Annotated in this window: 10 protein-coding genes; 8 read left to right on the forward strand and 2 right to left on the reverse strand. The window is 69.3% G+C overall.

Annotated features, from left to right (window positions below; all coding sequences use genetic code 11):
• Positions 1-27: 27 nt before the first annotated feature.
• Positions 28-1,650, reverse strand: coding sequence for a glycoside hydrolase family 43 protein (locus RNB18_RS01810; RefSeq protein ID WP_311712341.1), 1,623 nt, complete (start codon positions 1,648-1,650; stop codon positions 28-30).
• A 374-nt stretch (positions 1,651-2,024) separates the two neighbouring features.
• On the opposite strand from RNB18_RS01810, the gene RNB18_RS01815 reads away from it, so the two are divergent.
• Entirely contained in the window at positions 2,025-3,671 is a 1,647-nt protein-coding gene (locus tag RNB18_RS01815) for a glycoside hydrolase family 27 protein (protein WP_311712342.1), read from the forward strand.
• Between the two features lie 35 nt (positions 3,672-3,706).
• Complete coding sequence (locus tag RNB18_RS01820; protein ID WP_311712343.1) at positions 3,707-4,996, forward strand: cellulose binding domain-containing protein; 1,290 nt, start codon at positions 3,707-3,709, stop codon at positions 4,994-4,996.
• 18 nt (positions 4,997-5,014) lie between these two features.
• On the opposite strand, the gene RNB18_RS01825 is transcribed toward RNB18_RS01820, so the two are convergent.
• Positions 5,015-7,246 (reverse strand): alpha-L-fucosidase, encoded by a 2,232-nt coding sequence (locus RNB18_RS01825; protein WP_311712344.1) that lies wholly within the window; start codon positions 7,244-7,246, stop codon positions 5,015-5,017.
• A 257-nt stretch (positions 7,247-7,503) separates the two neighbouring features.
• Here RNB18_RS01825 and RNB18_RS01830 point away from each other — a divergent pair, with 257 nt between their 5' ends.
• The 6 genes from RNB18_RS01830 to RNB18_RS01855 all read left to right on the forward strand — a co-directional run bounded on the left by RNB18_RS01830 (position 7,504) and on the right by RNB18_RS01855 (position 13,317).
• Complete coding sequence (locus RNB18_RS01830) at positions 7,504-8,229, forward strand: FadR/GntR family transcriptional regulator (protein ID WP_311712345.1); 726 nt, start codon at positions 7,504-7,506, stop codon at positions 8,227-8,229.
• Positions 8,230-8,364: 135 nt separating this feature from the next.
• Positions 8,365-8,928 carry an MBL fold metallo-hydrolase gene (locus RNB18_RS01835; RefSeq protein WP_311712346.1) on the forward strand — a complete coding sequence of 188 codons (564 nt, stop codon included), beginning with the start codon at positions 8,365-8,367 and terminating at the stop codon, positions 8,926-8,928.
• Between the two features lie 13 nt (positions 8,929-8,941).
• Complete coding sequence (locus tag RNB18_RS01840) at positions 8,942-10,099, forward strand: sensor histidine kinase (protein ID WP_394817570.1); 1,158 nt, start codon at positions 8,942-8,944, stop codon at positions 10,097-10,099.
• On the forward strand, positions 10,096-10,764 hold the full coding sequence (locus RNB18_RS01845) for a response regulator transcription factor (RefSeq protein ID WP_311712347.1): 669 nt from the start codon (positions 10,096-10,098) through the stop codon (positions 10,762-10,764). The genes RNB18_RS01840 and RNB18_RS01845 overlap by 4 nt, the downstream gene beginning before the upstream one ends.
• A gap of 150 nt (positions 10,765-10,914) precedes the next feature.
• Positions 10,915-11,130, forward strand: coding sequence for a hypothetical protein (locus RNB18_RS01850; RefSeq protein WP_311712348.1), 216 nt, complete (start codon positions 10,915-10,917; stop codon positions 11,128-11,130).
• Between the two features lie 6 nt (positions 11,131-11,136).
• Positions 11,137-13,317 carry an MMPL family transporter gene (locus RNB18_RS01855; protein WP_394817571.1) on the forward strand — a complete coding sequence of 727 codons (2,181 nt, stop codon included), beginning with the start codon at positions 11,137-11,139 and terminating at the stop codon, positions 13,315-13,317.
• Positions 13,318-13,410: the final 93 nt, after the last annotated feature.

Consider the following 13,410-nt stretch of genomic DNA (forward strand, 5'->3'; position numbering starts at 1 on the left):
TTGCGCTGTGCGGTCGACGGGACGGGATCAGGGCGTCGACAGCTCGAACCGCAGGACGCGGACCGCGCCGCCGAGCGCCTGGGTGGCGTGGTTGAAGAGGGCGTATCGGTAGCCCATGAAGAAGCGCCAGTCGTTGCCCAGGGAGAAGGACGGGCCGAGGCGGATGAAGTTCGTGCCGTCGGTGCTGTAGAAGAAGGTCCCGGGGCGTGCCGAGCCGGGGCGGATGTCCGCGGTCGCGCGCAGCCAGACGCGGCCCCCTGAGACGGCCGTGCTCGCGAGCTCGGTGCCGGTGCCGGTGGTGTTCCAACTTCCGTCCATGGTGAGCCCGTTGACCATCGTCACCCGTGTCACTCCGCCGTCGCGCCTGACACCGATCCACGCGGAGGAGTCACGCAGCAGCGCGAGTCCCGCCCGGTCGCCGTCCCGCATCGCCGAGAAGTCGAGCTGGACCGTGGCGGTGGAGGTGGGGCCCTGGATGCGGTGCGTGAGCGTGTTGCGGGCCCAGTACAGGTCGTTGGTGACGGTCGCGGTGCGCAGCGTCAGGCCGTTGCCGGACGACCACTTGGTGTTGTCCGGGTTGTGGTTCCATTCCCACCTCGGCTTGAGGCTCGTACCGTCGAAGGTGTCGACGCCGGTCATCGGAGTGACCTGGCGGGGTGGGGTGGGCACGGCCGGCCCGGGATACGAGGTGCCCCAGGCACCGTCGACCAGTTGAACGACGGGCCAGCCGTCGGAGGTCCAGGTGACCGGCGCGAGGACCGGGACCCGGCCGCCGGGATAGGCGTCCACGAACGCCATGTAGTACCAGGCGCCGCCCTGGGTCTGCACCAGCCCGCCCTGGTGCGGGACACCACCGCCGGCAATCGGCCCGCGCAGGTCGAGGAGGACCTGTCGCATCGTGTACGGACCGAACGGGCCGCCCGACGACTTGAGGATGTACTGGCCGTTGGCCGGGCGGGTCAGGAAGATGTAGTACTGCCCGTTGATCTTGTAGAAGCGGGAGCCCTCAAGGGTTCCGACACTCGACGGTGTGGTGAACACCTGCTGGGTGCGGACCTGGTCGCGGCCGTCGGGGGAGAGCTGGGCCACGCTGATGGTGGTGTTGCCGTACGCCACGTACAGGGTGTCGTCGGTGTCGACCAGCAGCCCCGCGTCGTAGTACGGGGTGCTGATCGTCGTCAGCCTGCTCCAGGGCCCCTCGACGGCGGTGGCGGTGTAGACGTATGTCCTGGCGAAGTCGATCTGGCCGAGCCAGTAGAACGTCCTGTTGCTCGGGCGGTATGCCAGTGACGACGCCCAGATCCCTCTGACATAGCCGCGGGCACCGTTCAGGTCGTACTTGGCGCCGAAGTCGAGGACGGGCACCGCGTGACCGGCGATCTCCCAGTTCACGAGGTCGTACGAACGCAGGACGGGTGCGCCCGGTGAATAGTGCATCGTCGAGGCGGAGGCGTAGTAGGTGCCGCCGACGCGGATGACGTCGATATCCGCGAAGTCCTGCCAGATCACCGGGTTGGTGTACGGGGCTGGGGCCCCGGGGGCCGGGACCCGGGCGGGAGCGGAGGCGGCGGTGGGGGAGGGCCCCGCCAGAGACAGGAAGGCGCCGGTGGCCAGGCCGCCGGCGGCGGTCAGCGCCCGACGGCGATCCATCTTTTGGCGAGGGCATGACATATCCATGTGTCGTTCTCTCTGCGAGGGGGCTCGTTCGAGAGTGCGAACGCTGACTGATGTGTCGAGCAACCAGGATGATAGGAGGCTGACACATCCCGTCAATGCCTCACGCAGCATTCGCTGTTGACGTCGAAATGTTTCGGAGATCTGAGCAGTGTGTACATGCTGAAGTGAACAGTTGACTGCTCATCAGGTGTTGACATGTGCAGGACTCTCTCTAGCATCCGTACAGCCAACGCTCCGAAAGTCGACCGAAATTTCGAACTGCCGGCGAGTGTCGTATACGTGACACGGGTCGGCCCTGTGCAGTCGTCATCCTCTGTTTGCCCCATGTCCTTCGGAAGGAGTTCACGGTGCCCCGACCATCAGGCAGACAACTGCTCCGTTTCTTCGCGGCCACCGCGCTGGCGGTGACCGCGTCCTTGACGGCGTCTGTCCACTCCACCGCTTCGGCCGCCCCCGGCAGCCCCGCACTCACTCCGCCCCTGGGCTGGAACAGCTGGAACAGCTTCGGGTGCGGTATCACCGAGGCACAGGTCCGCCAGGCCGCCGACGCGATGGTGTCCTCCGGCATGAGGGACGCCGGCTACCGGTACGTCGTGGTCGACGACTGCTGGTTCGACCCGCAGCGTGACGCGGCGGGCAACCTGCGGGCCAACGCGACCAAGTTCCCCAGCGGTATGAAGGCGCTCGGGGACTACATCCACGGCAAGGGCCTGAAGTTCGGCATCTACCAGGTGCCGGGCGAGCGCACCTGCGCGCAGACCAGCGGCGCCTATCCGGGTTCGACGGGCAGCAGGGGGCACGAGGCCCAGGACGCCGCCACGTTCGCCTCGTGGGGCGTCGACTACCTCAAGTATGACTGGTGTTCGTCCAGCGGCACCCGTGACGAGCAGGTCGCGCGTTTCACCCTGATGCGCGACGCCCTGCGGGCCACGGGGCGGCCGATCGTCTACAGCATCAACCCCAACAGCTTCCACGCCATCACCGGCGCCACGTACAACTGGGGCGAGGTCGCCGACCTGTGGCGGACGACCGAGGACCTGCTCGACATCTGGCAGAACGGCAACACCAACAGCTATCCGATGGGCGTCGGCAACGTCCTCGACGTCACCGCGCCGCTCGCGGCGCAGTCGGGCCCGGGACACTGGAACGACCCCGACATGCTGGTCGTCGGCCGCCCGGGACTGTCACTGACCGAGTCCCGTTCACACTTCGCCCTGTGGGCGCTGATGAGTGCCCCGCTCATGGCCGGCAACGACATCCGCACCATGTCCGCCGACGTGAGCGCGATCCTGCGCAACCCCCGTCTGTTGGCGGTGAACCAGGATCCGCTGGGCGCGGGCGGGCGCAGGGTGCGCGACGACGGCAGCACCGAGGTGTTCGCCAAGCCCCTGTCCGACGGCTCGGTCGCCGTGGGCCTGTTCAACCGGAGCGGCGGCACCGCGACGGTCACCGCCACGGCCGCGCAAGTCGGCCTGTCCGGCGGGCCGTTCACCCTGACGGACCTGTGGACCGGTGGTACGTCCAGTACGTCCGGACAGATTTCGGCGAGCGTCCCCGCGCACGGCGTGGCCGTGTTCCGGGTGACCGGTGGCAGCCCGGTGGCCGCCACCACCTCCCGGCTGCGGGGCAACGCCTCCGGCCGCTGTGCGGACGTCGACAACGCCTCCACCGCGGCCGGGGCCACGGCACTGATCTGGGACTGCCACACGGCCGCCAACCAGCTGTGGACCACATGGGCCGGCGGCGAGATCCGCGTCTTCGGCGACAAGTGCCTCGACGCCTACAACCAGGGCACCACGAACGGCACCCGTGTCATCACCTGGCCCTGCAACGGCCAGGACAACCAGAAGTGGACCCTCGGCTCCGAGGGGACGATCCGCAACGTTCACGCCGGGTTGTGCCTCGACGCCGACCAGTCCGGCACCGCCAACGGAACGCCGCTGGTCCTGTGGAGCTGCACAGGCCAGGCCGGCCAGAAGTGGACCCGTACGTGACCCCGGCGTCCCCTGAACAGAAGGGCAGTAGCACGATGACAAGAACACGAACCCTCTTATGGCCCGCCATGGTCGCGGTGCTGGTCGTCCTGAGCATGGGCGGTACGGCACTGGCCCGCGGCCAGGGCGAGAGCACCGGGCCCACGGCCTCCGGCACGGCTGCCGCACCCTCGCGCGCCGCTGCCGCGAGCCCCGGTTGCGGCAAGGCGCCCACCCTGACGAGCGGTACGTACACGATCCAGAGCGGCGGCAAGAACCGCAGCTTCACCCTGAAGATCCCGGACGGCTACGACCGCAACCACCCCTACCGGCTGGTCTTCGGGTTCCACTGGCTGGGCGGCACCTCCACCGACGTCGCCACGGGCCGCACGGTGGAAACGGGCACCTGGGCCTACTACGGGCTCCAGCGACTGGCGAACAACAGCGCCGTCTTCGTCGCACCACAAGGCCTCAACAACGGCTGGGCCAACTCCGGCGGAGAGGACGTCACCTTCGTCGACGACATGATCCGGCGGATCGAGGCGGACCTGTGCGTCGACACCACGCAGCGCTTCGCGCTCGGCTTCAGCTACGGCGCCGCCATGTCGTACGCCCTCGCATGCGCCCGCGCGACGGTCTTCCGCGCGGTCGCGGTGCAGAGCGGCGGGCAGCTCAGCGGATGCAGCGGCGGAACCCAGCCCATCGCCTACCTCGGAGTGCACGGCCTCCGGGACAGTGTCCTCGGCATCTCCGGCGGACGGGCGATGCGGGACACGTTCGTCAGGAACAACGGCTGCACCCCTCAGAACCCGCCCGAGCCCGCCCAGGGCAGCCTGACGCACCGGGTCACCACCTACTCGGGCTGCTCGACCGGGCATCCGGTCGCCTGGGCCGCGTTCGACGAGGGACACATCGCCGCTCCACAGGACGGCGCCCCCGGTGACAGCGGCAGGACCTGGCTGCCGGGAGAGGTGTGGAAGTTCTTCACGCAGTTCCAGACCTCCGACCCGTCACCGGGGACCGCCACCTGCCGGGTCACCGGCACCGTCAGCGCGTGGAACAGCGGCCTGACCTCGAACATCACCATCACCAACACCGGCACCACCGCGATCGACGGCTGGTCCCTGGTCTTCACCCTGCCCGGCGGCCAGGCCATCACCTCCGGCTGGAACGCGGACTACGCGCCCGCCTCCGGCCAGGTGACGGCCAGGAACCTCGCCCACAACGCCACCATCGCTCCGGGCGCCTCCGTCGGCATCGGCTTCCAGGCCGTCCACACCGGCGACACGGCCATGCCGGCCTCCTACACCCTCAACGGCAACACCTGTGCCGGCACGGGCAGTTGAGCGAAGCCGGTACTCGGGTCACGGCGCCGTGAAGGTCCACAGCAGGTTCGTGCTGCTGCCGTAGGTCCATTGTTTGGTGACGGAGCCCGAGGCGACGTTGCCGCCGCCGTCGAGGACCAGGCCGGTGGTGCGGTTGGCGATGGAGTAACGGTCGCTGCCCCGGTGCGTGATCGTCCACTGCTGGTTGGTGCCGCCGTTCCAGGTGGCCTGCCGGGCCGCGGAGCCGTCGGCGGTGGCACCCCAGCCGTCGGCGACCATGCCGTTCGTGCGGTTGACCAGCTTGTAATAGCCGCCTTCGACAGCCTCCGCACGCCATTGCAGATTGGGACTGCCGTCCCAGGTCCACTGCTTGAGGTTGGAGCCGGAATCCACGGTGCCGCCGCTGTCCAGCGCGAGACCGTCGGTGACGTTGGTGATCCGGAAGTACGCAGCCGGGTTGAACTGGACCTTCAGTGAGGTGATGTGGTCGTTGTTGCCGGTGACCCTCAGGTCGGAGTTGTCGGCGGTGAAAGTCCACGCGGTGCCGGTGAAGTTGTCGCCGGAGTAGCCGATCACCTGGTAGCCGGGTGCCGGCCGGAGGGAGGAGAGGGTGCCCGGCCCCGGCCCGGCCGTGCGCAGGTCGGCCGCGGTGTAGTCGCCGACGGTGAGCACAGCGGCCGTGCCGGTGTAGTCGACGTCTGTGAACACGATGGCGCCGGCGAGCGGCCGCAGGCTGGGGATCGCGCCGGAGAAGGCGAGCTTCAGTACATAGGCGTTGGCGTTGTAGGGCGCCGAGGACGGCAGGGTGACGGTGAGGCCGGAGGAGCTCTGGGTCGGCGCCGCGAGGTCGATATAGCTGCCGGCGGTGGAGCCGAGGAGCTTCACCGAGGTCAGCGACGAAAGGTTGATCCGGTCCGAGCCGAGTGTCTTGATCGTCAGTGAGCTGCCGGGCCAGCCCAGGACGGTGGCGTACAGGACGTTGTTCGCCTTGTTGCGGGTGAAGCGGATGTCCTGCGCCGTACCGGCATGCGGAGTGGTGAACGAGCCGCCGCCCATCTTCGTCGGGCCCTCGCCGTACGCCGTCCAGGCGCGCGTCTCGTACACCGACTCGCCGAAGCGCTTCAGGTGGTCACCGATACCGAGCAGGATGTCCTTCTGTGCCTGAGGGACCGTGCCGTCGGCCATCGGCGCGATGTTCAGCAGCATGTTGCCGTTCTTGCTGACCCGGTCGATGAACGAGTGCAGCATCTGCTGGATGCTGTAGTAGCCGATGCCCTGGGTGTAGCACCAGCTGCTGCTGGAGATGCTGTCGTCGGTGAGCCAGTACGGGGTGGTGAGGTCGGCCGGGCCGCCGCGTTCGTAGTCGAAGACCTCGCCCTTGCCGTTCATGCCGTCCTTGTACGTGGCGACGACCTCGCGGCCCCAGCTGCCTGCCTGGTTGTAGTAGTACGCCAGGAAGTTCAGGCGCTGTGTCTCCTCGACGGCGTCCAGATTGAAGTCCTGCCACAGGATGTCGGGCTGGGCGCGATCGATGACCTCCTTGAGCTTGTCGAACCAGAGCTGGTTCTCCGCGGCCGGGCCCAGCTGCCCGTAGAGCTTCTTGAGGCCGGGGTCGGTCTGGGCGGGGGCGAACTCGTAGAAGCCGGTGAAGTTGTACGCGTGGTGCATGGCCACCAGCAGCTTCAGGCCCTTGGCGCGGATGGCCGTGGAGAAAAGCCGCAGCAGGTCGAGGCCAGGGCCCTTGTTCACCGAGTTCCACTCGTTGACCTGGCTGTCCCACATGGAGAATCCGTCATGGTGCTCGGCCACCGGGCCGGCGAACCGGGCGCCGGCGTCGGCGAACAGCTGCGCCCACTCCTCGGGATCGAACTTCCCGCCTGCCGACTTCAGCTTCGGCGCGAACTTCACGGTGTTGCCCGCCAGGTCCCGCGCCCCGTTGATGAAGTTGTGGTAGGGCCAGGCCGACGGTTGGCCGTACGTCGCGATGTGGTGCTGGTTGGCGTTGCTGCCCGGCTGGTACATGTTGCGCGGGTACCACTCGTTGTCGAAGGCCGGGACGCTGAAGACACCCCAGTGGAAGTAGATCCCGAACTTCGCGTCCTGGAACCACTCCGGGGCCGGCGGGTGCTGGTCGACCGAGTTCCAGTCGGGTGTGTACGTGGTGGACGCCGCCTGGGCGACACCGGAGCCGGTCGCGCTTCCGGTAACGGCCGCCGCGGCCACGCCGGTGGCACCGGCCAGCAATTGGCGTCTGCTGATCGAACTCGACATGGAGACATCCCTGGGGCGGAAGGGCAGCTTGTTACGCATGACGGTCTGTCATGTCTCCATGTGATGTCAATCGGCGTGCAGGGATGAATGTGACTGCGCGATAAGGCGACTTACCCCTTTTGTTGCGCTTTATTGTGTAATGCCGACAAGGAAACATCACATGTATTGCGGCGAACGCACCCCAGTATCATCAACGTCACCCTTGGCATGCGGACTGCGGCACGGGTCGGGGCGCAACGTGGAGAAAGGGATGCGCGGTGTCTCTGACAGACAAGGCGATCGAGCAGATCCGTGAGCTGATCCGGACCGGTGCCCTGCCTCCGGGGTCGAAGCTCCCTCCGGAGCCGGACCTGGCCGCACAGCTGGGACTGTCCCGCAACCTCGCCCGCGAAGCGGTCAAGGCCCTGGCCGTCGCGCGGGTTCTGGAGGTCCGGCGGGGCGACGGTACCTATGTGACCAGCCTGCAACCGAGCCTTCTCCTGGAGGGACTCGGCGGAGCGGTGGAGCTGTTGCAGGGTGACTCGGTCGCTCTCCAGGACCTCATGGAGGTACGGCGGCTCCTCGAACCGGTGGCCACGGGCCTTGCCGCGACCCGGATATCCGACGACCAACTGGCCGAAGTGAAGGGTCACTTGGACGCCATGCGCGAGGCCCGTGACGACGTCGAACGGCTCAATGCCCATGACGCGGCCTTCCACCGGGCCGTCGTGTCGGCCACGGGCAACGAATCCCTGCTCGCCCTCCTGGAGGGCATTTCCGGCCGCACGCTGCGCGCCCGGATCTGGCGCGGCCTGGTCGACATCCAGGCGGCGGGCCGTACCCTCGCCGAGCACGAGGCGATCTTCGCGGCCCTGTCCGCACGTGACGCGGCTCTCAGTCAGGCCGCGGCACTGCTGCACGTGAGCAACACCGAGAAGTGGCTGAGGGAGCACCTGCGCTCGGCCGAAGCCGAAGCCCTTCCCTTCGGCACGGCTTCGGGCTGACGGGCGAGCGACGCACCGCGGCGCCACGAGGTCGAGGGCCGAGCCGAGGATGAAGCAGATGATCTCCCACATGATCCGCCAGACCCCCGAGCCCGCGTTCGTCCGTTCCACCCGCCTTCACCCGAGGAGTACCTGATGACCGCCGCCTTCCACGTCCTGACCACTGGCTACGCCGATACGCGGGTGGCCGGCACCGTCACCCTGCTCGTCGACGGCGAGACGGTCGCGATCGTCGATCCCGGCATGGTCGCGGACCGCCGGCTCATCCTCGATCCGCTCACGCACCACGGACTGAGCCCGGAAGACGTCACCGACGTGATCTTCAGCCACCACCACCCCGACCACACGCTGAACGCGGCCTTGTTCCCCGAAGCCCGCTTCCACGACCACATGGCCATCTACCGCGACGACATCTGGGAGGACCGCGACGCCGACGGCTTCCGGCTCTCGCCGTCGATCGCCCTCATGACGACCCCCGGCCACACCGCGGAGGACGTCAGCACCCTGGTCACGGCCGCCGAGGGCCTGATCGTCCTGACCCATCTGTGGTGGACCGCCGAGGGGCCGGCCGATGACCCCTTCGCCCCCGACCGCGAGCAGCTGCGCACGGCCAGGGAGAAGGTCCTGGCCCTCGGCCCGGCCCTGATCGTGCCCGGCCACGGAGCGCCGTTCGTGCCGTCGTCGTCGACGCCCCTCTGAGGCGTGTGCACTTGTGTGTACGTCTCACCACCGGCCCCGATTCCGGCTGCTCCACGGCGCCCGAGCCGACGCAGCACTCGCGCTCGGGACGTTCGTGTTGGTGGCGGTCCCGGAGGGGCAGTTGCTGCGAAGCGGGGCGGGCTCGACGCCCGTGCGCCTCGCGTGCTGGCTGCTGATCGTCGTGGTGTGCGGAGTGCTGCTGTTCCGGCGCCGGTACCCGGTGGCGGTGGGCTGGTGCACGGCGCTGGGCACGGGCGGCTACTACCTGTTGAGCGACACCGACGGTCCGCTGGTCGTGGTGCCGATCGTGGCGTTGTACGCCATCGCGGCCCAGGGCCGGCTGCAGGCCGCCGTCGCCATGGCGGCGGCGATGGTGATCGGCATGTCCGCGGGCATCTTCGCGGGCACCAGCGACATCAACGGCACGGCGGTGTTCATGCTCACGGGCTGGCTGGTCGCCGTCGTCGCGCTCGGCACCGTACGGCACGGCCGGGCGGCCTATGCCGAAGAGGAGGCGCGACTGCGTGCCACCGAGGAACGGCTGCGTATCGCCCGTGAGGTGCACGACGTGATCGGGCACAACATCTCGATGATCAACGTGCAGGCAGGTGCGGCGCTGCACCGGCTGAAGAAGGACCCCGCACAGGCCGAGGAGGCGCTCGGCGCGATCAAGGCGGGCAGCCGGGAGACCCTGCGGGAGCTTCGGGCCACCCTCGGGGTGCTCCGCCGGGTCGACGAGGCGGCACCCACGGCACCCGCGCCGGGGCTCGCCCGGGTGGACGAGCTGGTCGCTTCGGCGAAGCTCGCCGGGCTCACGGTGCGGATCGTGCGGACCGGAGTGGAACGCCCGCTGCCCGCCCCGGTCGACCTGGCGGCGTACCGGATCATGCAGGAGTCGCTGACCAACGCCGCCAGACACAGCGGCGCCGGGCGGGTCTCCGTTCGGCTCTCCTACGAGGACGAGGAGTTGGCACTGGCCGTCGAGGACGACGGCCGGGCCACGCCGGCCGGGGCCGCCGGTGGCGGCAGCGGGATCGCCGGAATGACCGAGCGCGCGCGGGCACTCGGCGGCGAACTGACCGCAGGTCCCCGGCCGGAGGGTGGGTTCGCGGTGCGGGCCCGCCTCCCGTACGGCATGACACGAGAGCCGATGAAGGAGAGCGACGGATGATCAGGGTCCTGCTGGCGGACGACCAGAGGCTGGTGCGTGCGGGGTTCCGGTCGATCCTCGCGGACGAGGACGACATCGAGGTGGTGGGCGAGGCCGCCGACGGGCAAGCCGCGGTCTCGGCCTGCCATGAGCTGAGGCCGGACGTGGTCCTGATGGATATCCGGATGCCGGGGATGGACGGGCTGGAAGCCTCCCGGGCGATCGCCGGGGACGAGCGGCTGGCGTCGGTGAAAGTGGTCATCCTGACGACCTTCGATCTGGACGACTACGTGTACGGGGCGTTGCGCGCCGGGGCGACGGGCTTCCTGGTGAAGGACACCGAGCCGGAGGAACTCCTCCAGGCGGTGCGGGTGGCCGCCCGCGGTGACGCCCTGATCAGCCCGTCGGTCACCCGGCGGCTCATCGCCGAGTTCGCTGGGCGGGTGAAGGGCCCTCGGCCGGATCTCCGGCTCGGTGCCCTCACCGAACGGGAGCGTGAGGTCATGCAGTTGGTGGCCGCGGGGCTCACGAACGACGAGATCGCGGCGCGCCTCGTACTGGCACCGTCGACGGCGAAGACGCATGTCAGCCGGATCATGTCCAAGCTCGGCGCGCGGGACAGGTCGCAGGTCGTGGTGCTCGCGTACGAGTCGGGCCTGGTCAGCCCGGGCTGGCTGGCGGACTAGACCGCAGGCGCGGGCAGCCGGCGCACGGCCGGCTCGACTCCTCGCAACCTCTGGGGTACGGCCCGGCGGCGGCGTACATCCGCTGGGGTACGACGGGTGTCGGCCGGAGGCTGACGATTCGGGCCCCGCCGCGCAGGCACGATCGACGCCATGGACGCACCCCTGTTTCCCGGACGGGCCACGGCCGCGCTGGTCGGCACGCTCGTCGGTGCCGCCGCCGGAATCCTGCTGGTCTCGGCCGCCGGGGCCCTGGCCGTGGAGGTCGACGGCGTGTTCGCCCTCCTGGCGATCTGCCTGCCCGCGCTCTGCGGCGCCGTGGTGGGCGCGTTCGTCACCCGAGGCCACTCACGCTCGAATCCGAGGTAGTCACGCATGTCTTCCACCGCCGGCACGACCGCGCCCATGGCACCGCCCACACCACCACCGGACCGGCCGCGCGGCGGCCGGTTCGGCTCCCTGGCCGACTGGGCGCAACGGCACCGCGGGGCCGCCCTGCTGATCTGGGCGGTCGTCCTGGTCGCCGTCACGCTGGGATCGCAGGCCGCAGGCTCCGCGTACAAGAACGACTTCGCCCTGCCGGGCACCGATTCGCAGGCCGCCACCGACCTGTTCACGCATCACGGCTCGGCCCGGGCCGGGGACAGCGTCGACATCGTGCTCAAGGACAGGCAGGGCATCGACGTGCCCAGGGCGGCCGTCGAGAGGATGCTGGCCGAGGTCGGACGGCTGCCGGGCGTCGCCGAGGTTCGCAGTCCGTACACCGACGCCTCCGCCGTGTCCGAGGACGGCACGATCGGCTACGCCACCGTCACACTCGACGCGAAGGCCGAGGCCATGCCGAAGGAGGATGTCACCGCGATCATCGACACCGCGAAGAGCGCGGAGGGGGACGGTCTCCAGGTCGAGGCCGGCGGCGAGGCCGTGCGTGGCGCCGAGGAGAAGGGAAGCCCGACCGCGGAACTGGCCGGCGTCGTGGCCGCCCTGGTCATCCTCGGGCTGCTGTTCGGCTCACTGGTGGCGGCCGCCGTGCCGCTGCTGACCGCCCTCTTCGCGGTCGGCTCCGCCCTCGGGCTGATCGTTCTCGCCTCGCACGTCTTCACCGTCGCCGACTTCACACCGCCGATCACGATGCTCGTCGGACTGGGCTTCGGCGTCGACTACGCCCTGCTGATCTTCTACCGCTACCGGCACGAACTCACGCACGGCGCCGACCCCGCCGCGGCCGGCCGCAAGGCCCTGGACGCCGCCGGCCGTACGGTCTTCTTCGCCGGCTGCACAGTGATCATCGCCCTCCTCGGCCTGGTCGCCCTCGGCCTCGGCTCCCTGCAAGGCGTGGCCCTGGCTCTGGCGCTGACCGTGCTGACCACCATGGCCGCCTCGTTGATCCTGCTGCCCGCGCTGCTGGCGCTCTTCGCCGGGCGCATCCAGCGTCACGTGCTGAAGCACGCGGCCAGGGCGGAGGCCAAGGGCAACCCCGAAGGCCGCCGCTGGCGGGCCCTGGCCACCGCCGTACAGCGCCGTCCGCTGCCGTCACTCCTGGTCGCCGTGCTGGCCCTGCTGGCCCTGTCCGCGCCGGTCCTCGGCATGCGTCTCGGTTTCGCCGACGCGGGCAACGACCCGAAGACCACGACCTCCCGGCAGGCGTACGACCTGCTCGCCGAAGGTTTCGGCCCGGGCTTCAACGGTCCGCTGGTCGTCGTGACGCAAGGAGACGAAACAGCGGGCAAGGCCGTTCGTTCCGAACTGGCCAGGACCGAGGGCGTGGCGGCGGCAAGCCCCGCGATGCCCTCCGAGGACGGCGCCCTGTCCACCGTGATCGTCTACCCGAAGACGGCACCACAGGACGAAGGCACCACCGACCTCCTGCACCGTCTCCGTGACGACGTGGCGCCGAAGGCGGAGCACGACACCGGCGCGGAGATCCTGGTCGGCGGAGCCACCGCCGCGTCCCAGGACTTCGCCGACACGGTCTCCCAGCGGCTGCCGCTCTTCGTCTCCGTCGTCGTCGGACTGTCGTCCCTGCTGCTGATGCTGGTCTTCCGGTCGATCCTGATCCCCATCAAGGCAGCCCTGCTCAACCTGCTCTCGATCACCGCCGCGCTCGGCGCCATGGTTCTCGTGTTCCAGCACGGCTTGTTCGGAGTGCAGCCGGGCCCGGTCGAAGCCTTCCTGCCCGTGCTGATCTTCGCGATCGTGTTCGGACTCTCCATGGACTACGAGGTGTTCCTGGTCTCGCGGATGCATGAGGAGTGGGAGCGCACGAAGGATCACTCCCTCGCGGTACGGGAAGGACTGGCCTCCACCGGCAAGGTGATCACGGCGGCCGGTGCCATCATGATCGTGGTGTTCGGCGCCTTCATGCTGAGTGCCGACCGGATGCTCCAGCAGTTCGGCCTCGGCCTCGCGGTGGCGATCCTGATGGACGCCCTGGTCATCCGCTGCCTGATCGTCCCGGCCCTGATGCAGCTGATGGGCAAGTGGGCCTGGTGGCTGCCCGCCCCGCTCGCCCGGCGCCTCCCCAGGGTGGCGCTCGAACGCCCTGCGGACAGCTGACCACCGCGAACGGTTCCGCATGTGCGGCGAAGGGTCCCACGCAGAGCTCGCGGCTGGAACTCCGGTCGAGAGCTCTGCGTAGCGGGAAGGCCC

It is taken from the genome of Streptomyces doebereineriae (assembly GCF_031845645.1).
In the GTDB taxonomy this organism is placed as follows: Bacteria; Actinomycetota; Actinomycetes; order Streptomycetales; family Streptomycetaceae; genus Streptomyces; species Streptomyces canus.